Annotated in this window: 24 protein-coding genes; 9 read left to right on the plus strand and 15 right to left on the minus strand. The window is 51.8% G+C overall.

Going from position 1 to position 19,043, the window contains the following annotated elements:
* The 9 genes from L4D79_RS21230 to fkpA form a co-directional block, all read right to left on the minus strand.
* The coding region (locus L4D79_RS21230) for a GTP-binding protein (protein WP_428645725.1) at positions 1–300 on the minus strand (300 nt) is incomplete at its 3' end.
* 109 nt (positions 301–409) lie between these two features.
* Complete coding sequence (fusA, locus tag L4D79_RS21235; RefSeq protein WP_428654116.1) at positions 410–2,506, minus strand: elongation factor G; 2,097 nt, start codon at positions 2,504–2,506, stop codon at positions 410–412.
* Between the two features lie 90 nt (positions 2,507–2,596).
* A complete protein-coding gene (gene rpsG / locus L4D79_RS21240) occupies positions 2,597–3,067 on the minus strand; it encodes a 30S ribosomal protein S7 (protein WP_005371760.1) in 471 nt (156 codons plus the stop codon).
* A 93-nt stretch (positions 3,068–3,160) separates the two neighbouring features.
* Positions 3,161–3,535, minus strand: a complete 375-nt coding sequence (gene rpsL / locus L4D79_RS21245; protein ID WP_005417208.1) for a 30S ribosomal protein S12 — start codon at positions 3,533–3,535, stop codon at positions 3,161–3,163.
* A gap of 178 nt (positions 3,536–3,713) precedes the next feature.
* A complete protein-coding gene (tusB, locus tag L4D79_RS21250; protein ID WP_428654120.1) occupies positions 3,714–4,007 on the minus strand; it encodes a sulfurtransferase complex subunit TusB in 294 nt (97 codons plus the stop codon).
* Positions 4,008–4,071: 64 nt separating this feature from the next.
* On the minus strand, positions 4,072–4,428 hold the full coding sequence (tusC, locus tag L4D79_RS21255; protein WP_428654122.1) for a sulfurtransferase complex subunit TusC: 357 nt from the start codon (positions 4,426–4,428) through the stop codon (positions 4,072–4,074).
* Positions 4,429–4,438: 10 nt separating this feature from the next.
* Complete coding sequence (gene tusD / locus L4D79_RS21260) at positions 4,439–4,831, minus strand: sulfurtransferase complex subunit TusD (RefSeq protein ID WP_428654125.1); 393 nt, start codon at positions 4,829–4,831, stop codon at positions 4,439–4,441.
* Positions 4,828–5,517 carry a helix-turn-helix transcriptional regulator gene (locus L4D79_RS21265; RefSeq protein ID WP_420849251.1) on the minus strand — a complete coding sequence of 230 codons (690 nt, stop codon included), beginning with the start codon at positions 5,515–5,517 and terminating at the stop codon, positions 4,828–4,830. The genes tusD and L4D79_RS21265 overlap by 4 nt, the downstream gene beginning before the upstream one ends.
* 291 nt (positions 5,518–5,808) lie before the next feature.
* Positions 5,809–6,612 (minus strand): FKBP-type peptidyl-prolyl cis-trans isomerase, encoded by an 804-nt coding sequence (fkpA, locus tag L4D79_RS21270; protein ID WP_428654127.1) that lies wholly within the window; start codon positions 6,610–6,612, stop codon positions 5,809–5,811.
* A gap of 177 nt (positions 6,613–6,789) precedes the next feature.
* Between fkpA and L4D79_RS21275 the strand changes: the two genes are divergently transcribed.
* Both L4D79_RS21275 and L4D79_RS21280 read left to right on the plus strand, forming a co-directional pair.
* Positions 6,790–7,767, plus strand: coding sequence for a WD40 repeat domain-containing protein (locus L4D79_RS21275; RefSeq protein ID WP_428654130.1), 978 nt, complete (start codon positions 6,790–6,792; stop codon positions 7,765–7,767).
* 4 nt (positions 7,768–7,771) lie between these two features.
* Entirely contained in the window at positions 7,772–7,993 is a 222-nt protein-coding gene (locus L4D79_RS21280) for a SlyX family protein (protein ID WP_107349846.1), read from the plus strand.
* Positions 7,994–8,051: 58 nt separating this feature from the next.
* Here L4D79_RS21280 and slyD read toward each other — a convergent pair whose 3' ends face one another.
* The 4 genes from slyD to kefG all read right to left on the minus strand — a co-directional run bounded on the left by slyD (position 8,052) and on the right by kefG (position 11,346).
* Positions 8,052–8,621 carry a peptidylprolyl isomerase gene (slyD, locus tag L4D79_RS21285; RefSeq protein ID WP_428654132.1) on the minus strand — a complete coding sequence of 190 codons (570 nt, stop codon included), beginning with the start codon at positions 8,619–8,621 and terminating at the stop codon, positions 8,052–8,054.
* A 102-nt stretch (positions 8,622–8,723) separates the two neighbouring features.
* A complete protein-coding gene (locus tag L4D79_RS21290; protein WP_428654134.1) occupies positions 8,724–8,936 on the minus strand; it encodes a YheV family putative zinc ribbon protein in 213 nt (70 codons plus the stop codon).
* 39 nt (positions 8,937–8,975) lie between these two features.
* Complete coding sequence (kefB, locus tag L4D79_RS21295) at positions 8,976–10,787, minus strand: glutathione-regulated potassium-efflux system protein KefB (protein ID WP_428654136.1); 1,812 nt, start codon at positions 10,785–10,787, stop codon at positions 8,976–8,978.
* On the minus strand, positions 10,777–11,346 hold the full coding sequence (kefG, locus tag L4D79_RS21300) for a glutathione-regulated potassium-efflux system ancillary protein KefG (protein WP_428654138.1): 570 nt from the start codon (positions 11,344–11,346) through the stop codon (positions 10,777–10,779). Before kefG ends, kefB begins: the two co-directional genes overlap by 11 nt.
* 240 nt (positions 11,347–11,586) lie before the next feature.
* On the opposite strand from kefG, the gene L4D79_RS21305 reads away from it, so the two are divergent.
* The 5 genes from L4D79_RS21305 to L4D79_RS21325 all read left to right on the plus strand — a co-directional run bounded on the left by L4D79_RS21305 (position 11,587) and on the right by L4D79_RS21325 (position 16,352).
* Positions 11,587–13,509 (plus strand): ABC transporter ATP-binding protein, encoded by a 1,923-nt coding sequence (locus tag L4D79_RS21305; protein WP_428654140.1) that lies wholly within the window; start codon positions 11,587–11,589, stop codon positions 13,507–13,509.
* Positions 13,496–13,984: a TIGR02444 family protein gene (locus tag L4D79_RS21310; RefSeq protein ID WP_428654141.1), complete on the plus strand. Its 489-nt coding sequence runs from the start codon at positions 13,496–13,498 to the stop codon at positions 13,982–13,984. Before L4D79_RS21305 ends, L4D79_RS21310 begins: the two co-directional genes overlap by 14 nt.
* 26 nt (positions 13,985–14,010) lie before the next feature.
* The gene (locus tag L4D79_RS21315; RefSeq protein ID WP_428654497.1) at positions 14,011–15,021 is read left to right on the plus strand and encodes a hydrolase; all 1,011 of its coding nucleotides are present in this window, start codon (positions 14,011–14,013) and stop codon (positions 15,019–15,021) included.
* Positions 15,022–15,155: 134 nt separating this feature from the next.
* Positions 15,156–15,377, plus strand: a complete 222-nt coding sequence (locus L4D79_RS21320) for a YheU family protein (protein WP_428654143.1) — start codon at positions 15,156–15,158, stop codon at positions 15,375–15,377.
* Positions 15,378–15,482: 105 nt separating this feature from the next.
* The gene (locus L4D79_RS21325) at positions 15,483–16,352 is read left to right on the plus strand and encodes a phosphoribulokinase (protein WP_428654145.1); all 870 of its coding nucleotides are present in this window, start codon (positions 15,483–15,485) and stop codon (positions 16,350–16,352) included.
* 96 nt (positions 16,353–16,448) lie between these two features.
* On the opposite strand, the gene L4D79_RS21330 is transcribed toward L4D79_RS21325, so the two are convergent.
* A complete protein-coding gene (locus tag L4D79_RS21330) occupies positions 16,449–16,853 on the minus strand; it encodes an OsmC family protein (protein ID WP_317524786.1) in 405 nt (134 codons plus the stop codon).
* A gap of 272 nt (positions 16,854–17,125) precedes the next feature.
* Between L4D79_RS21330 and crp the strand changes: the two genes are divergently transcribed.
* Complete coding sequence (gene crp / locus L4D79_RS21335; RefSeq protein WP_036801200.1) at positions 17,126–17,758, plus strand: cAMP-activated global transcriptional regulator CRP; 633 nt, start codon at positions 17,126–17,128, stop codon at positions 17,756–17,758.
* A gap of 185 nt (positions 17,759–17,943) precedes the next feature.
* The gene (locus L4D79_RS21340; RefSeq protein ID WP_428654148.1) at positions 17,944–18,132 is read left to right on the plus strand and encodes a hypothetical protein; all 189 of its coding nucleotides are present in this window, start codon (positions 17,944–17,946) and stop codon (positions 18,130–18,132) included.
* 109 nt (positions 18,133–18,241) lie between these two features.
* Here the strand turns inward: L4D79_RS21340 and L4D79_RS21345 are convergent, their stop codons facing one another.
* Positions 18,242–19,039: a DUF1338 domain-containing protein gene (locus L4D79_RS21345; RefSeq protein ID WP_428654150.1), complete on the minus strand. Its 798-nt coding sequence runs from the start codon at positions 19,037–19,039 to the stop codon at positions 18,242–18,244.
* Positions 19,040–19,043 lie beyond the last annotated feature (4 nt).

A 19,043-nucleotide genomic window follows, 5' to 3' on the forward strand; every position in this document is an offset into this window, starting at 1 on the left:
GTCCATCTGCGCAGCACCAGTGATCATGTTTTTAACGTAATCGGCGTGTCCTGGGCAGTCTACGTGTGCGTAGTGACGAGTTGGAGTATCGTACTCTACGTGAGAAGTAGAGATTGTGATACCACGCTCGCGCTCTTCTGGAGCGTTATCGATAGATGCGAAGTCTTTAGCTTGGCCACCGTACACTTTTGCAAGCGTAGTACAGATAGCAGCAGTTAGAGTTGTTTTACCGTGGTCAACGTGGCCGATAGTACCAACGTTAACGTGCGGTTTTACGCGTTCAAATTTTTCTTTAGACACGATCGTGTTCCTTCCTAGTTGTGATACGCCCCATTGACAAAAATATGGGACGCGTCAGAAGTTGCTATTTTATGCGCCAACAGCCATTGGCGCAATATAGATATTGCGATTAACCACGCTCGGCGATGATAGCATCGGCGACATTCTTTGGAACATCAGAGTATTCACTGAATTCCATTGAATATGACGCACGACCCTGAGTCGCTGAACGTAGGTCAGTTGCGTAACCAAACATTTCCGAAAGCGGTACTTTAGCACGGACAATTTTCAGGCCAGCAGGGCCTTCATCCATACCTTCGATCATGCCGCGGCGACGGTTAAGGTCACCAACAACATCACCCATCCAGTCTTCCGGTGTGGTTACTTCAACCTTCATCAATGGCTCAAGAATAACGGGTTGAGCGTCTAGCGCACCCTTCTTGAAAGCCATAGAGCCGGCAATCTTAAATGCCATTTCGTTGGAGTCAACGTCATGGTAAGAACCGTCGAACAAGGTCGCTTTGACATCCATTACAGGATAGCCTGCAAGCACACCGTTGTTCATCTGTTCTTCGATACCTTTAGAAACAGCACTGATGTACTCTTTCGGTACCGCACCACCAACGACTTCGTCCACGAACACGAAACCTTCATCAGGCTCCGATGGTTCGATTTTCAGCCATACGTGACCATACTGGCCGCGACCGCCTGACTGGCGCACAAACTTCCCTTCCACTTCCGTTTTACCACGGATAGTTTCACGGTATGCTACCTGAGGCTTACCAACGTTACATTCAACGCTGAATTCGCGCTTCATACGGTCAACGATGATATCAAGGTGAAGTTCACCCATACCTGAAATCAAAGTTTGACCAGATTCCTCGTCGGTTTCGACGCGGAACGATGGATCTTCTGCAGCCAGTTTACCTAGCGCAATACCCATTTTTTCTTGGTCAGCTTGTGAACGAGGCTCAACAGCGATTTGGATAACAGGCTCTGGGAATTCCATGCGCTCAAGAACCACTCGGTGGTTTTGGTCACATAGCGTGTCACCGGTAGTGACATTCTTCAGGCCGATCGCCGCTGCGATATCACCCGCACGGATTTCTTTCACTTCTTCACGTTTGTTCGAATGCATCTGTACGATACGACCGAAACGCTCGCGTTTTTCTTTTACAGAGTTGTAGACGGTGTCGCCAGAATTTACAACCCCAGAATAAACACGCATGAAGGTCAAAGTGCCAACGAATGGGTCGGTTGCGATTTTGAACGCTAGCGCTGAGAATGGTTCGTCATCGCTTGAGTGACGCTCAACATCGTTACCGTCTTCGTCTTCACCGCGGATAGCTTTCACTTCCGTTGGCGAAGGCAGGAATTCGATAACTGCATCAAGTACAGCCTGAACACCTTTGTTTTTGAATGCTGAACCACAGGTTGCCAGCACGATCTCGTTCGCTAGCGTGCGCTGGCGAAGACCGGCTTTGATTTCCGCTTCAGACAACTCACCTTCTTCAAGGTACTTGTCCATCAGCTCTTCAGTTGCTTCCGCAGCTGATTCAACCAGGTTCTGACGCCATTCCTCAGCAAGCTCAGTCATGTCCGCTGGAATATCTTCATAGGTAAATGACATACCCTGATCAGATTCATCCCAGTTGATAGCCTTCATCTTGATAAGGTCAACAACGCCTTTAAATTCGTCTTCAGCACCGATATTCAATTGAATTGGCACTGGGTTCGCACCAAGACGGTTTTTGATCTGGTCAACAACACGAAGGAAGTCAGCACCAGCTCGGTCCATCTTGTTTACGAAAACCATACGCGGTACTTCGTACTTATCAGCCTGTCGCCAAACGGTTTCAGACTGAGGCTCAACACCAGAAGAGCCACAGAAAACAACAACGGCACCGTCAAGCACACGTAATGAACGCTCTACTTCGATAGTAAAGTCAACGTGTCCAGGGGTATCAATGATGTTTACGCGGTGTTCTGGGAACTGAGCTTCCATACCACGCCAGAAGGTGGTAGTCGCAGCAGATGTGATGGTGATACCACGTTCCTGCTCCTGCTCCATCCAGTCCATGGTAGCTGCGCCGTCGTGAACCTCACCAATTTTGTGAGATAAGCCTGTATAAAACAGGATACGCTCGGTAGTTGTTGTTTTACCGGCGTCAACGTGAGCACAAATACCAATGTTACGGTAGCGCTCGATAGGCGTTTTACGAGCCACGGCAGTATCCTCTTACTAAGGGGGTCCTTAGAGTATGGTTTAGGCGCGACAAGCCAAGCTTGCCGCGCCCTATTTGTATTACCGGGTAAATTACCAGCGGTAATGTGCGAACGCTTTGTTCGCGTCTGCCATACGGTGAACGTCTTCACGTTTCTTAACAGCAGAACCTTTGTTGTCAGCCGCATCAAGCATTTCGCCTGCTAGACGCTGAGCCATAGATTTTTCACCACGCTTACGCGCAGCTTCAACCAACCAACGCATAGCTAGTGCGTTACGACGTACTGGACGTACTTCTACAGGCACCTGGTAAGTTGAACCACCCACACGGCGAGATTTAACTTCTACCGCTGGACGTACATTTTCAAGAGCTTTTTCGAATACAGCTAGGTGTTCTTCACCAGAACGCTCAGCCATAGTTTCTAGTGCAGAGTAAACAATTTTTTCTGCAGTAGATTTTTTACCGTCAACCATTAGGATGTTGACGAATTTTGCCAGCAGCTCAGATTTGAACTTTGGATCTGGAAGGATCTTACGCTGACCAATTACGCGACGACGTGGCATGGAAATCTCCGTTGTGTCTTCAGGTTATCCAAAACTTTACAGTTTCTTCAAAATTAAATAATTTTAGTGTTTGGCCTTACTTAACGGAATCCATTAAGACTTAGGACGCTTCACACCGTACTTAGAACGACCTTTCTTACGGTCGTTAACGCCTGCACAGTCAAGTGCACCACGAACGGTGTGGTAACGCACACCTGGCAAATCTTTAACACGACCACCACGGATAAGAACAACTGAGTGCTCCTGAAGGTTGTGACCTTCACCGCCGATGTATGATGTTACTTCGAAACCGTTGGTTAGACGAACACGACATACTTTACGTAGTGCCGAGTTAGGTTTCTTAGGAGTAGTAGTGTATACACGAGTACATACACCACGCTTCTGTGGGCACGCTTCTAGTGCAGGCACGTTGCTTTTTACAACTTGCTTAGCACGTGGCTTACGTACCAACTGGTTAATAGTTGCCATTAAATAGCTCCTGAAATATTACTTTCGTAAAGATGAAAAATCTGCCTCCCAACAACAGGAGGACGCGAAATTTTAGGCATCGCACCCAAGGGTGTCAAGATGTAACCAGCGATCAATTAAATGATTATTTCTTAATCAACCAAATATCCACTGGTTTTCCAAGGTTTGAGAGTCCCTATCAAACCCATTTCATCTGGGTTTCATTATCAACGGTCAAGCCAACAAACCCTTTATAATCAACAACATTGACTTCAAGCTTGAGCTTGGCCTGTAGCCCTCTGGCAATGATATCCTCAGACAGTAAATAAATTTTTACGCCGGCTTCGTGAAACTGAAAAATTGGGGTGTTTTCTACCGTAGCAGCGATTACTGCATCCTGGATCAACAAAATCGAGTCATTTTTGCTGATTATCGTCGCGGCTTCGCTGAAGGCTTGAGACTGGAATGGGGAGCGGGTAAAAATATGCAGCATGCTGTGCCTCGAAACTATGCCTGAGTGATTATGGCGTTGTTGATTGTGCTATAAAGTGAGAAACCTAGAACGTCAGAACGCGCTGGCAGGCATGGAGGTGTTCGGTAAATGCCGCCGATTCACACTCAATGACGTCGATCAGCAAATCCCCCACAGTGAGTCCGCGCGCCTGCAGCGACTGGCGGCAGACATAAACCTGCTCGATATCATAGAGCTCTAACATCTTGAACGTAGCAATATAATCACGTGACAAGATCCCCTGGGGCTGCTGCCCATCAAGCAACTGGTAAACACCATCACCATGAAAGAACAGTGAAATATCTTCGCTATAGGCCGAGGTAGCCAATACGGCATCCAACCCCTCACGACCCGAGGCGATACCATGCGGCGCGTGGAGGAATACAAAACCTAAGGTTGTCATGACTACCTCGTTAAAATTGAATGACGCGATCAGCGGTCAGCATGGCTTCAGCCAACCCACCCAAGCCGGCTTGCTCAAAACCGGCGGCCAGGTTGCTGCCCACTAACTGATTCTGCTCTGCTTCCTGAGGGCTTATGATCCCCCGACGCAGAGCAGCCGCGACGCAGGTTTGCAGCTCGGTGCCATGGTCCTGCGCCAACTGCTGCCAAGCCCCGACCAAGTCAAACTCGTCCGAAGCCGGAGCTGTCAGGGCTGAGCCGTTGTGGACCCCGTCCTGATAGAAAAACACCCGCGACAAGCGGTGCCCTTCAGCCAACAGCGCTTGGGCAAACTGGTAAGCTGACCGTGCCGACTGGGTCCCGTAAGCCGGGCCTTCCACTACCAGCACATAGTTCAGGCTCATTTTTCGCCATCCTCGGTTTTACGCTGGCGGATGTAGAGGTATACCGTGTGCTTGGAGATATTAAGACGATCGGCAACCCGGTTGATCGCGTCTTTGATATCGAAAATCCCCTTGTCGTACAACTCCATCACGATCTGACGATTCTTGGCATTGTTCGAGACATTCTTGTCGGCATTAATTTCTTCAATGGTGCGCTCAACGGTCTGATCCACCAGCTCATCGACATCGCTGGCGAAGTTTACGCTCGATGCCGCCTGCTTGGCTTCATCGGTCGGCATGAAGGATTGCAGGATTTGCGAAAATGGCGCATCCAGATTGACGTTGATACACAGCAGGCCAATGATGTCATTATCGCCATTGCGGATAGCAATGGTGATCGACTTCATCAAATCCCCCCCCTTGGCGCGGGTGAAGTAGGCTCGGGAAAAGTTACGCTCTGAACCTTCGATATCACGCAGCATGCGCAGGGCAAGATCAGTGATCGGGGAGCCGACTTTACGGCCGGTATTCTCACCATTGGCGATTTTGATGGCCGAGGTATTGAGATCGGCTAGCGAGTGGAGCACGATTTCACAGAACGGACCAATCAGTGCCGCCAAGCCATCGACGACAGCCTCGTATGAACGTAGGATAATGTAATCATGCTCGCTAAAAGCACGCGGCTCAATCAAGTCACTCTCGACCATCACTTCTGAGCCATAGTTTTCAGTAGATACCACGCGATTATCTTCCTTGCTGTTGCCCATTCTATTTAACTTCTTTACCACAGAAATGGGAAAAATTAATAGAATGGGCTATGCCTCACCGAAAAAGGATCTTTCACGGCGATTGATAAATTTTCAAATCTTGCTTGCAAGTTTATCAGATTTCGGACACGAGCCTGAACATTTTCACATCATATACAACTAGAATGATAAAAAAACCCAGCTTTCGCTGGGTTTTTAATAATGACCGATATGGTGGTAAAACGGCGGGACTTACTGCGTTTCTTCTGCAGTTGGCTGTTCTGCTTTCACGATATCCAGTAGCTCGACTTCGAACACTAGGGTCGAGTTAGCAGGAATGCTTGGATTTGCCTGAGAGCCGTAGGCCAACTCTGGCGGGATAACGAAAGTGAACTTCGAACCAACAGGCATTAGCTGTACGCCTTCAGTCCAACCAGAAATCACTTGGTTTAGCGGGAATGTCGCAGGCTGATTACGTGCGTAAGAGCTATCGAATTCAGTGCCGTCAGTTAGCATACCTTTGTAGTGTACTTTAACAGTATCTGTTGCTGCCGGCTTGTCTCCTTCACCTGCAGTATCGACTTGGTACAGCAGGCCTGAGTCAGTCTTGACTACACCGTCTTTCTGCTCGAACTCAGCGCGGTAATCTTCACCAGCTTTGATGTTCTTTTCTGCTTCTTCCTGGGCTTTCTGCTGCGCCATTTCAGACACACGCTGATCCAGCGACTGAAGCGCCTGCTGAGTCTCTTCCGTTGTCAGACGGCTCTGGCCAGCAAATACGTCAGTCACACCGGCAAGGACTTGCTCACGGCTCAGCTCCAAGCCCAGCTCTTTCTGCTGGTCTAGGTTAGCGGCTAGGTATTGGGCCAGTGAAGCACCGATCGCATAAGCTGCTTTGTCATCTTCAGTAGCAAATGTCGCCGGTGCGGCTTCCGCTGCGACCTGCTCTACTTTTGCAGGCTCTGCCGGTTTTGTTTCCGCTGCTTTCTCATCTTGGCAGCCTACAGCTAGCAGGATTGTTGCAGCCAAAACAGACATCTTTAGAACAGGTTTCATGTATTTCTCCATTTTAAACTGAGGCAAAACCTCAAAAATCATTCACCAGCCTTTTCAACAAGCGGTATGAAAAGCACTGTAGATCAATATACTAATATGCACCTTATGAATTCACTGCCCAACAGTACATTCATAAGGAAATGACACTATGTGTTAACCAAGTGGAACAAGACCTTAATGCAAACAAAAAGATACGTGCCCTGCTTCATTTTGGCACTTTTCATTCTCACTGGCTGCTTTTTTTCCGGTACAGAGTTACAACGCTGGGATCTTGCACCAGAAGGCACCACCAGTTTCAGCCTGAGCCGGGACGGACGGTTTGCCCTTTACCACTCAGCCCAACAAGGTATCGTGCTGTGGGATTTACAGCAAAACAAAAAGTTAGCTGATTTTGGTTCTCAAGATCCACATCACAATACGGTGCTCTGCAGCCAGATATCCGACAACAGCCGCTACGCCATTACCGCCACGGCGCAAAACTTTGCGGTCTGGGATCTCGCCTGGGGCCAATCCGAGGGACTGTGGTCCATTTCCGACGGTTTGATCCGCGATGCCGCTGTTGCCAACAACGGTCAACATGTCCTGCTAGCCCTGTCCAACAGCAAAGCCCTGTATGTCGACTTGGGCAGCGGAAGACGACTAGAGTTCCTCGCCCACCATGAAAAAGTTAATTCGGTGGCGATTTCAGCCAATGGACGCTATGCCTTATCGGGGGGAAATGATCATTCGGCTTACCTGTGGGACACCCAAAGTGGCCAGATCCTCCAGCAGTTCGAGCACCAGAGTCGGATCAGCCGTGTAGCCCTGCAACGCGACGGTAAACTGGCAATGACTGCCGATGGTAGCAACGAGATCGTCATTTGGGATTTACCCAGCGGAGAGCAAGTTTCGTCACTGGCCGTGCGCCTACGCCAGCAGATTTTATCCAGTGCCCGGTTCTCCGATGACGGTAAGCTGCTCGCTACCGGCACCCCTGCCCGACGGGTAGAATTATGGGATACCCAAACCGGGGACAACCTTGGCCGCTGGGAGGCTGCAGCCAAACAAGATACTCGACCCCCAGCAGCGGTGGTGTATGATGTGGCCATTACTCCCGACGGTCATGTGGTCTCGGGAACTTCGGCAGGTATCGCCCAGCAATGGACGACGGAATAACGCAATGAAAGAAATCGAACAGCTACAGGCCCGTATCGACGAGCTTGAAATGAAGCAGGCTTTTCAGGAGCAAACTATCGAGGAGCTAAACCAGGCCCTTACTGAGCAGCAGTTCCTGATTGATAAAATGCAGACCCAGTTGAAATTCATGGTTGGCAAGGTCAAGGGCATAGAGCCATCGAATATGGCCAGCGAGTCGGAAGAAACACCACCGCCGCATTATTGATTTGAAAACAAAAAAAGGAAGCCAATAGCTTCCTTTTTTTCATTCTAACCGCGAGCGATTAGTGTGAGCAGCAACCGCCGCTTTTTTCTTCGCCGCCACAACAGCCTTCTTCCTGCTCACCGTGGTCGTGATCGCCACAGCTACCGCCACCGCAGCAACCGCCGCCCTGGTGGATATGGCCATGAGCAACTTCTTCTTCAGTCGCAGCTCGTACCGCAACAACTTCTACGCCGAAAGTCAAAGTCTGACCTGCTAGCATGTGGTTGCCGTCAACAACAACGTGGTCACCGTCAACTTCAGTAACTTCTACAGGGATTGGACCCTGATCAGTATCAGCTAGGAAACGCATGCCAACAGTGATTTCGTCTACGCCCTGGAATACGTCAGCCGGTACACGCTGAACCATCTCGTCAACGTGCTCACCGTACGCTTCTTCTGGAGCAACTGTCACTTCAAACTTGTCGCCAGCTTCGCGGCCTTCAAGCGCCTTCTCCAAACCCACGATCAGGTTGTTGTGGCCGTGTAGGTAATCAAGAGGTGCTTCAGTTGTCGACTGATCAACAACAACGCCTTCTTCGGTCTTCACTTGGTAAGCCAGGCTTACTACGATGTCTTTAGCGACTTTCATGTTTACTCCAATTTTGAACTGGGTATCAAAGGATTTCGCCCGCATGATACCGGATAATGGCAGCTAGATGCCAATATTCTGTTTAAAGGCTGTTCAGCCAAATCAGTCTTCGGGCTTAAATATACCGATAACTTGTTGTTTGGTTTGTGTAGAGAGTTGCTCGCTCTGCTCGACCGATTGTGGTGCTCTCACATCGGCATGACCGCAAGACACGCATTCAACCCGCTCCACATCATTTTCCTGCCACCAGCGCAGCGTATCCTGCTGACTACAGCTTGGACAGACTGCACCGGCGATAAATCGCTTCTTGGCCATGCTTTCGCTCCTTGCCTCTGTGTTAATTAGGGAGACTTGTCAGTCCCAGCCATCATGGCGTTCCCGCTCTCCCCGCATCTCCCGGTCAAAAATCTCTTCCAGCTCTTTGCGCGCTTCACGTGCTCGGGTTGCCAAATGGACATCCTCAGAGTGCTGCGGAAGTAAGTCTCTCAAGGCGGTAGTATCCAAACGACGGAAATGCGCCTCGGCCCGCTTGGCCTGATAGGGATGCATGCCAAGAGATATGAGGGCCTGACGGCCCAAATCAAGGGCTCCGGCAAAAGTTTCCCGAGAAAAGTTCTCGACCCCGTGGCTGAGCAGCTGGTGTGCCTCGACCCGGCTTCTGGCCCTTGCCAGTACTTTAAGCTTAGGAAAATACTGCTGGCACAAATCGACCACTTCCATCACCTCGTCCGGCTCATCGGTACAGATAATAATGGCTTCAGCCTTGTCGGCCCCGGCCGCGCGCAACAAGTCCAGTTGGGTCGCATCGCCGTAATACACTTTATAACCGAATTTGCGCAGAAACTGAATTTGGCTCGGATCCCGCTCCAACACCGTCACCCGGATCTTGTTGGCAAATAACAAGCGCCCCACCACCTGCCCGAAACGACCGAACCCGGTGATGATCACCCGCGGCTCTCGGTCTATTACGTCCGACTCCAGCTCTGCCTCGGCTTCTGCTTTGAAGGTGTGGATGAACCACTTGTCCTGCAACAACAGAATCAATGGCGTGGTCATCATCGACAGACTGACCACCACCAGCAAGAACGCCGACAACTCGCCACCCAGCAGCCCTTCCCCCATTGCGGCGGTGAACAGAACAAAGGCAAACTCCCCCCCCTGGCTGAGGATAGCCGCCATCTGGCTACGTGACTTGGCACGGGTACCGAAGAACCTTGCCAAACCATACAGGATCAACCCCTTGATACTGATCAGCGCAAAAACAGCCATCAAGATCTGCAGCGGGTACTGCAGTAACAATCCAAGATTAACGGCCATACCGACCGAGATAAAAAACAGCCCCAGCAACAATCCCTTAAAGGGCTCGATAGCGATTTCCAGCTCATGGCGGTATTCGCTCTCTGCCAACAGGACTCCAGCGAGGAAAGTACCCAGGGCCATCGACAACCCCAGCGACTGCATCCCCAGGGCTATTCCGATCACCAGCAGCAATGCCGCGACATTGAACAGCTCACGCACCCCACTGAGTACCACCCAGCGAAACAACGGGCGCAGCAGGAAATGGCCACCGACCAGCAAGGCCAAGATACCGCCGATCATCCAGCTAAAATCAAGCCAGCTACCGCCACCGCCACCCGCCAATACCGGCAGTATCGCCAGCATAGGGATCACCGCGATGTCCTGGAACAGCAACACCGCGAACCCTGACTGACCCGTTTCACTGCCACCGAGGTTCTGCTCTTCAATCACCCGTAAAGCAATGGCCGTCGATGACAAAGCCAGTCCCATCCCGACCACCAAAGCATCTCGCCATGACACCGCAGGTAACAATGACTGTCCGGCCAGCAGCAGCACCAAAGCGGCAATCACCAACGTCGTCACCACTACCTGGCTACCACCAAGCCCCAAAATCGGTTTTCGCATCTGCCACAGCTTCTTGGGATTAAGCTCCAACCCGATGAGAAACAGCAGCAGCACCACACCAAATTCAGAGAAATGGAGAATCGCATCGACATCGGAGATCAGCCTCAGCCCCCACGGGCCAATCGCGATCCCTGCCAACAAGTAGCCCAGTACCGAGCCCAAACCCAAACGCTGGGCAATCGGCACCGCAACCACCGCAGCGGCAAGGAACACCACACTGACCGACAATACATCACTCGCCATACTTTGCCTCCTCCATCAGTGTGCTGGGTGCTTCCAACCACTGGCGATAGTCCTCGCCATGCTGCTTGCGCTCTTCAACCGGCACCCGCCGGGCCCAGTGCAATACCAAAGGTGGCAACCACTTCATCCGGCACAACATGGCACTGAGCTCAAATGGCCGCAGGATTTCATCCATGCTGCAACGGTTATAACCATCCGGGGTATAAGCTTCCGCAGCCCCACCGGTGGTGATCACCGAGCGCCAGTACTTGTTTTTAGTCTGGTTGCCCTCGCCATGGGCAAACCCCTTGCTGAGGACAACATCAATCCACTCCTTGAGCAGCGATGGGCAGGAGTACATATAAAGAGGATGCTGGAAAACAATGATGTCGTGATCCCTAACCAGCTCCCGCTCAAAGGTGACATCGATAAAGAAGTCAGGATAGGCCGCATAGAGATCATGGACCGTGACATGGGAAAGCTGACTGATCGCCGCCAACATGGTGCTGTTTGCGACCGATGCCACGGGATCTGGATGGGCATAGAGTACGAGTATGCGAGGAAGTCCTTTTTCTGACATAGCATTCCTTGTTATACGGCAAAATATGCCTATAGCGCCGTAAGTTACAACTTTTCATTAACCTATATCCACATAATACATAATTGCAGGCAAAGTAGATCGATTAATCACCTTCACCATTCGCTTCCTTGGTATTTATCCTCGCATGGCGGTATTAGCGGTCACCGCCGCTTTGCGGTAGACTCCGCACTTAATTCTTGCATTTAGCTTTTGCGGAGCGGGGCAACCCCGGCACAGTCAATGATCACTTTTTCCGATATCCAACTTCTACGCGGTGGCAAGGTCCTGCTCGATCAAGCCACGGCGACTATCCACCCGGGCGACAAAGTCGGTCTGGTCGGCAAAAATGGCTGTGGTAAATCCACCCTGTTTGCCCTGCTCAAGCATGAGCTCAGCGTCGATGCCGGCAACTGTCAGTACCCAGCCAACTGGGAGCTCGCCTGGGTGGCTCAGGAAACCCCGGCCCTTGAGCGTGATGCACTGGAATATGTGATAGACGGTGACCGTGAATACCGCCAGCTGGAGGTCGATCTTCTTGCTGCCGAGCAAGCGGACAACGGCACCAAAGTGGCAGAACTGCATGGCAAACTGGAAGCCATTGGCGGCTACAGTATCCGCGCCCGTGCTGCCGAGCTGCTAGACGGCCTTGGCTTTTCGCAAGAACAAATGCAATGGCACCTGACCCAGTTTTCGGGGGGCTGGCGTATGCGCCTCAACCTTGCCCAGGCCCTGCTGTGCCGCTCCGATCTGCTGCTGCTCGATGAACCGACCAACCACTTGGATCTCGATGCGGTGATGTGGCTAGAAAAATGGCTCCAAAGCTACCGCGGTACGCTGGTACTGATCTCCCATGACCGTGACTTCCTCGACCCAGTGGTTAACCGGATCATCCATGTCGAAAACCAAACCATGAATAGCTACACCGGTAACTACTCGTCGTTTGAAACCCAACGGGCAGAGAAATTGGTTTTGCAGCAGGCGATGTACCAGAAGCAGCAAAAACAAATGTCGCATATGCAGTCATACATCGACCGCTTCCGCTACAAAGCCAGCAAAGCGCGTCAGGCCCAGAGCCGGATCAAAGCGCTGGAGCGAATGGAAAAAGTATTACCCGCCCAGTTCGATAACCCATTCAGTTTCGAATTCCGCGAGCCAAGCGCCCTGCCCAATCCTATCTTGATGATGGATCAGGTCGCAGCCGGTTATGACGACAACCTGATCCTCGAGAAGATCCGGTTGAACTTGGTGCCGGGTAGCCGTATCGGCCTGCTCGGACGCAACGGTGCCGGTAAATCCACCCTGATCAAAATGCTGTCCGGCGATCTGCCGGCCAAAGCGGGAGATCTCACCTATTCACAAGGGGTGAAGATTGGCTACTTCGCCCAGCACCAGCTCGAGACCCTGTATTTAGACGATACGCCTGTCCAGCACATGGCCCGTATCGCGCCACAGTCGACCGAGCAGCAACTGCGTGATTACCTCGGTAGCTTCGGCTTCCTGGGTGACAAAGCGCTGGAAAAAGTGGGGCCTTTCTCCGGTGGCGAGAAAGCCCGTTTGGTCTTGGCATTGATCGTATGGCAGCGTCCTAACCTGTTGCTACTCGATGAACCGACCAACCACCTCGATCTCGACATGCGTCAGGCACTGACTTTTGCCCTACAATCTTTTGAAGGTGCCATGGTTATCGTTAGCCACGACCGCTATTTGCTGCGTGCGACTACCGACGATCTCTATCTTGTCCATGACCGTCAGGTAGTGCCGTTCAATGGTGATCTGAATGACTACCACAAGTGGCTGACCGAGCAGCAGCGTAACGAGCGCCGCGAACAGCAGGCCAGCAAGCCGGAAGTCAGCAAGGATAACAGTGCGGCCTCGCGCAAGGAGCAAAAGCGCCTAGAGGCAGAGCTGCGTAAGCTGACCGCACCTATCCGCAAGAAAATCACCCAGCTTGAAACCAAGATGGACAAGCTCAATACCACTATCAGCGACGCCGAAACCCAACTCAGTGACGGCAGTATCTACGAGGCAGAGAACAAGGCGCGGCTAAACGAACAACTGCAGCGTCAGGCAGATGCCAAATCAACGCTGGAAGAGGTCGAGATGGAGTGGATGGAGCTCCAAGAAGAGCTAGAAGCGATGGAGCAGCAGCATGCCCCAGAGTGATGAACTGAAGCATAATGACTCGAGCCAAGCACCGCTGAGCCATGATGCCTTCTGGCAGTTCAGCTACAGCCACTACTTCAAGGCGGACGTCGAGGCCGCCTGCCTTGCACTACAAACCTTCCACAGAGGCAGCGTGAATCTGGCCCTGTTGATGATCTGGCTTGATGCGCAGGCTATTGACCTGACACAGCAGCAACGGCAGCAGTTGGAACTGAGCCTCCAGCCAACCGAAGGCCTGCTCGAGCGCTACCGCCATATGCGACGCTCCCTAAAGCCTCAACTGGATACAACCGGATACGAGCAACTCAAAGATTTCGAGCTGCAAATGGAACGCCAGCAACAGCACGACCTGATTGCGACGTTAAACCAACTGCCACTTCGCCACGTAGCTGATAATGAAGACGCCGCAAACCTAGCCCGCTATTGCCATCGCCTGGGGGCTGTGGCATTGATAGATAAATTGATGGCGAAATAGATCCACTCCGAGGTATAGACATGACAATGGCTTTCAATCCAGCCAAAGGGCTCGCAAATCCTCACCTGCAAACCCTGCTGCCGCGCTTTTTGCGCCGTAAGCCATTGTTCACGCCTCACACCCAGCGTATCGAGACGCCAGACGGGGATTTCCTCGACTTGGCGTGGACGGCCCCCGTGACCGATACCCAGCCAAAGCAACCCGTGATGATCCTGTTTCACGGCTTGGAAGGCAGCTTCCACAGCCCCTATGCCAACGGCTTGCTCCATGCGGCAACACAACAAGGTTGGCTCGGGGTCATGATGCACTTCCGCGGCTGCAGCGGCGAGATGAACCGCAAGCCCCGCAGTTACCACTCAGGCGAAACGGCCGACGCGCGTTTCTTTCTCCAGTGGTTGCGCCAGCAACTGCCCACCCAGCCTTTCTTGGCTGTCGGCGTGTCACTCGGGGGCAATATGCTGGTTAACTACCTGGCTGAAAGTGGTGAGCATTCGGAGCTGGCTGCGGCACAAGTGATTTCCCCTCCCTTGGATCTAGCCGCCTGCTCGGAGCGGATCCAGCAAGGATTTTCAAAGGTCTACCAGCGGTACCTGCTCGGCTCGATGAAGCGCAACCTGAGCAGGAAAATCACCGCCTTGCCCAATGCGATGCCCATTACCCATGATGATGTCGAGCAGCTTGACACCCTGTGGCTGTTCGATGAGTTCGTCACCGCACCCCTGCACGGTTTCAAAGACGCCACCGATTACTACCAGCGCTGTAGCGGACTACCTCGCCTGAGAGAGGTCAAGACCCCGTTGCGGGTGATCCACGCCAAGGACGACCCGTTTATGACCGAGGCGGTGATCCCTACCGAGCCGCTGCCACCGCATATCCAATATGACCTGTACCAGTACGGCGGCCATGTCGGTTTTGTCACCGGCTCGTGGCGCCAACCGGATTTCTGGCTGGAGAAGACAATACCGGAGTGGTTTGACAAGATCCTAGGTTCGAGATCCTCGATCCTAGAGAAGAAACCCTGCTTTTCTGGCTCCTAATTGTCTCGGGCTTAAATCTCTCGCTCTTTCTCTGCCTAGGATCTAGGAACTAGGAACTAGGCTCTTCCCTCTCTACAACTGATGCTTTTGCCAATATAATTGTCCTAACCATCCGCCACCAAAAAGCTGTAACCATGAATATCCCTTGGCAAGACATTGATCCCGATACCCTGACTAACCTGATAGAGCATTTTGTCCTGCGTGAAGGCACCGACTACGGCGAGCGCGAACTCTCGATGGCCGCCAAGGTTGCCCGAGTGCGCCAGCAGCTGGAAAAAGGCGAGGCGGTGATTGTTTACTCCGAGCTGCATGAAACCATCGACATCAAATCCAAGCGCCAACTGGGGCAACATTAACCCTACGTAAGCTTTGTAGACCCGGCATTTTTGACATCCCGGCTTGACCTTACCGCCCAGCCCTGTTAATAACTCTTTCCGTTAATGTTAACGACAGGGTTTGTCATGTCTGCAAAACATCCGATTATTGCAGTAACAGGGTCCTCGGGGGCAGGTACGTCGACCACCTCCGAAGCTTTCCGTAAGATGTTCAATATGATGAGCATCAATGCTGCTTGGCTTGAAGGCGACAGTTTCCACCGGTTTACCCGACCGGAGATGGACGTCGAGATCCGTAAAGCCAAAGAGCAAGGCCGTCATATCAGTTATTTCGGCCCCCAAGCCAACGACTTCCCGTTGCTGGAGACTTTTTTCCGCCAGTACGGTGAAGACGGTAGCGGCCAGTTCCGCCGTTACCTGCACACATTCGACGAAGCCGTGCCTTACAACCTCATGCCCGGCACCTTCACGCCTTGGCAGACCCTACCGGAAAATACCGACCTGCTGTTCTATGAAGGCCTGCACGGTGGTGTCGTCGACGGTGAGGTCAATGCCGCCCAGCATGTCGATTTGCTGATTGGCATGGTGCCGATCGTCAACTTGGAATGGATCCAGAAAATTGTCAGGGATACCCGGGATCGTGGCCATTCCCGCGAAGCGGTAATGGAGTCGATTGTCCGCTCGATGGATGACTACCTCAATTACATCACCCCGCAGTTTTCCCGTACCCACATCAACTTCCAGCGGGTACCGACGGTAGATACTTCCAACCCGTTCAGTGCCAAGGCCATTCCAAGCCTCGACGAAAGCTTTGTGGTGATCCGATTCCGCGGGATCAAGAAGGTGGACTTTCCCTACCTGCTATCGATGATCCAAGGGTCGTTTATGTCGCGCCACAACACCCTGGTGGTACCTGGCGGCAAGATGAGTTTTGCCATGGAGCTGATCATGCGGCCGCTGATCCAGCAGCTGATTGATACGGGGAAAATAGGTTAAGACCGGCGATAGGCGATAGGCGATAGGCGATAGGCGATAGGCGATAGGCGTGATTTTCCTCTCGCCCCGGGCCCATCGCCATTTCTTGCCGCTATATTACTCTTCCACCACCTCATACGAGTGGGTCATCTCAACTCCTTCTCCCAGCATCAGGCACACCGAGCAGTATTTTTCCAGCGAGTCGGCCACTGTTTTGGCCACAACGGCTTCATCGAGGTTTTCACCCGTCACCACAAAGTGCAAGTTGGCGGTGGTGAAAATACGAGGAGCCTGCTCGCGACGCACCGAATTGATTTGCGCTTCACAACCGGTGATCTTCTGTCCTGCAGATTTGAGTCCGTCAACCACATCCACCGAGCTGCACCCACCCGCAGCCATCAGTACCAGCTCCATTGGACTCGGGGCTTTTTCTCCGCCATTGCCGTCCATAACCACGCTGTGGCCGGAATTTGACTGTCCAAGGAAGGTCATATTCTCGACCCATTTCACTCGTGATTGCATTGGTTTCTCCTTACAACTTATAGGGGGTTTCGGCACTATCTAGCAACTGTGTGATCATGTGCACACTTATGACTACAAAATGGCCTTTTCACATAGATCAATATCAAGAAAAGCGCGCCGAAAAAAGATAAAATCTGAACTAATTATTCACGTGAGCTTGCAGCCCAGCGGTTGACTGAATATCCTAAACGACGAACTCATTATGGTTAGGCCCAGCCTCATTTTTTAAAGGACGTCGTTGTTGGGCAACAAACGCAGAGGAAGTTAGTAATATGGTTCCAGGTAAACCTCAAACAGATCCAACTCTAGAGTGGTTTCTTTCCCATTGCCACATTCATAAATACCCTTCAAAGAGTACTTTGATCCACGCGGGTGAAAAAGCCGAGACGCTCTACTACATCGTCAAAGGTTCTGTTGCGGTCCTGATCAAGGATGAAGAAGGTAAGGAAATGATCCTGTCTTACCTAAACCAAGGTGACTTCATCGGTGAATTAGGCCTATTCGAAGAAGGCCAAGAGCGTACTGCATGGGTTCGTGCTAAGACCCCTTGTGAAGTCGCAGAAATTTCTTTCAAGAAGTTCCGCCAGCTAATCCAAGTTAACCCAGACATCCTGATGCGCCTTTCAGCACAGATGGCAAGCCGCCTACAGGTGACGAGCCAGAAAGTCGGTGACTTGGCATTCCTGGATGTAACAGGCCGTATCGCACAGACACTATTGAACCTGGCTAAACAGCCAGATGCAATGACTCACCCAGATGGTATGCAAATCAAGATCACCCGTCAGGAAATCGGCCAAATCGTTGGTTGTTCCCGTGAGACTGTTGGTCGTATCTTGAAGATGCTAGAAGAGCAGAACCTGATCTCTGCCCACGGTAAAACTATCGTTGTTTACGGTACCCGTTAAACCATCCGGTTTACTGCCAGATACTCAAAAAGCCGCACTATGCGGCTTTTTTATTGCCTACCCTGCCCACTTTCATACTTACAGGGCATTACTGTCTACCCCATCACTCTTTTTGTGCTTGTATCTACCCGGCTTAGTGCTACATTGTGCATATCAATTCTCATCACCTGTAATGGAATACCGGTATGGACATCGAACGCTTTTCACCACATAGCTCCCACCACGTGCAGCGCGGCGTCATTTCGCCACTACCCGATACAATTGAAATGACCGGTTTCAGCGACAGCCGTCACTACCTTGAGCAACACGAGAAGGTAAAGCGCCATACACCGGAGTCCCACTTTGGGTATCCGCTCGACAGCCTCAAACACTAAAGTCGGGCGCAAAAAAACCTGTGACCCTATCAGCCACAGGCGCTTTATGTTTTACCCAGTTATGATAATGCAGGGGCCCTCATGAAAGGGCCTTGCTGATTCAGTTGGTTTAACTGGCATCCGTGCTTTCAAAGATTTTATCTGCCGACGCTTCAACGAAGCCGGTATATAGCTCACCGTCCTCTTTCGGATAGCGCTTGGCAAACTCATAGAAGCCGCCCGGTATAGTATGCACGCCATCGATAAACCCAACCTCGACCCGGTCTGCCATGGTCGATGACTGCTCGAGCATCACTTCAGGACTGCCTTTGACCTCACCGCCTGCACTGTTGATTTCAAAGCCATTATGACGCAACAAGTGATTGACCTCATCGACCTCGGTAAACTGCTCAAGCTGGTTCAGGCTAACAGTAAAGTGGTTGGCACCGAAACCATGGGCGGCCAGCCAGCCGGCATATTCGCTTTCAGCCGCCAATAGCTCATAGGTCGCGTAGTCCAAGTCCCATAACCGCCCACCATAGAGAAAGGCCGGATCATGCATGGCCTGCTCCGGCACCTGATCGACCAAATCCCTAACCGTCTGCTGCAGTAACGAGCTGAACTGGCCAACCATCAACTCACTGATAAACACTTTGGGTGCCAGCGGGTTCGGATGCTCAAAATGCTCGGCATACAACTTTTTGGCCTCAAAGTGATAGCGGCCACACGGCTTGTAGCCAATGGCAATGAACGGGGCCGCCAGCCGGTCAAGCCCGACCTTCGGCAGGTTGAATGTCCGCAGCGCAATATGATCGTTGAGCAGCGGCTCTTCTTCGGTCAGCAGATCATGAACCTGAGCGGCTGATGGGCATAGGCGCTGGATGTAATCCTGCCATAGCCCGGCAAATAGTTGCTCTACCCTTTCCATGTGC

The sequence above is a fragment of the Photobacterium satsumensis genome (genome assembly GCF_050336935.1).
GTDB classification, from domain to species: domain Bacteria; phylum Pseudomonadota; class Gammaproteobacteria; order Enterobacterales; family Vibrionaceae; genus Photobacterium; species Photobacterium satsumensis.

Bases quoted from the DNA above. Each gene is read 5' to 3' on its own strand.
- rpsG (WP_005371760.1), bottom strand. From the start codon at position 3,067: ATGCCACGTCGTCGCGTAATTGGTCAGCGTAAGATCCTTCCAGATCCA.
- rpsL (WP_005417208.1), bottom strand. From the start codon at position 3,535: ATGGCAACTATTAACCAGTTGGTACGTAAGCCACGTGCTAAGCAAGTT.
- tusB (WP_428654120.1), bottom strand. From the start codon at position 4,007: ATGCTGCATATTTTTACCCGCTCCCCATTCCAGTCTCAAGCCTTCAGC.
- tusC (WP_428654122.1), bottom strand. From the start codon at position 4,428: ATGACAACCTTAGGTTTTGTATTCCTCCACGCGCCGCATGGTATCGCC.
- tusD (WP_428654125.1), bottom strand. From the start codon at position 4,831: ATGAGCCTGAACTATGTGCTGGTAGTGGAAGGCCCGGCTTACGGGACC.
- L4D79_RS21265 (WP_420849251.1), bottom strand. From the start codon at position 5,517: ATGGTCGAGAGTGACTTGATTGAGCCGCGTGCTTTTAGCGAGCATGAT.
- fkpA (WP_428654127.1), bottom strand. From the start codon at position 6,612: ATGAAACCTGTTCTAAAGATGTCTGTTTTGGCTGCAACAATCCTGCTA.
- L4D79_RS21275 (WP_428654130.1), top strand. From the start codon at position 6,790: ATGCAAACAAAAAGATACGTGCCCTGCTTCATTTTGGCACTTTTCATT.
- L4D79_RS21280 (WP_107349846.1), top strand. From the start codon at position 7,772: ATGAAAGAAATCGAACAGCTACAGGCCCGTATCGACGAGCTTGAAATG.
- slyD (WP_428654132.1), bottom strand. From the start codon at position 8,621: ATGAAAGTCGCTAAAGACATCGTAGTAAGCCTGGCTTACCAAGTGAAG.
- L4D79_RS21290 (WP_428654134.1), bottom strand. From the start codon at position 8,936: ATGGCCAAGAAGCGATTTATCGCCGGTGCAGTCTGTCCAAGCTGTAGT.
- kefB (WP_428654136.1), bottom strand. From the start codon at position 10,787: ATGGCGAGTGATGTATTGTCGGTCAGTGTGGTGTTCCTTGCCGCTGCG.
- kefG (WP_428654138.1), bottom strand. From the start codon at position 11,346: ATGTCAGAAAAAGGACTTCCTCGCATACTCGTACTCTATGCCCATCCA.
- L4D79_RS21305 (WP_428654140.1), top strand. From the start codon at position 11,587: ATGATCACTTTTTCCGATATCCAACTTCTACGCGGTGGCAAGGTCCTG.
- L4D79_RS21310 (WP_428654141.1), top strand. From the start codon at position 13,496: ATGCCCCAGAGTGATGAACTGAAGCATAATGACTCGAGCCAAGCACCG.
- L4D79_RS21315 (WP_428654497.1), top strand. From the start codon at position 14,011: ATGGCTTTCAATCCAGCCAAAGGGCTCGCAAATCCTCACCTGCAAACC.
- L4D79_RS21320 (WP_428654143.1), top strand. From the start codon at position 15,156: ATGAATATCCCTTGGCAAGACATTGATCCCGATACCCTGACTAACCTG.
- L4D79_RS21325 (WP_428654145.1), top strand. From the start codon at position 15,483: ATGTCTGCAAAACATCCGATTATTGCAGTAACAGGGTCCTCGGGGGCA.
- L4D79_RS21330 (WP_317524786.1), bottom strand. From the start codon at position 16,853: ATGCAATCACGAGTGAAATGGGTCGAGAATATGACCTTCCTTGGACAG.
- crp (WP_036801200.1), top strand. From the start codon at position 17,126: ATGGTTCCAGGTAAACCTCAAACAGATCCAACTCTAGAGTGGTTTCTT.
- L4D79_RS21340 (WP_428654148.1), top strand. From the start codon at position 17,944: ATGGACATCGAACGCTTTTCACCACATAGCTCCCACCACGTGCAGCGC.
- L4D79_RS21345 (WP_428654150.1), bottom strand. From the start codon at position 19,039: ATGGAAAGGGTAGAGCAACTATTTGCCGGGCTATGGCAGGATTACATC.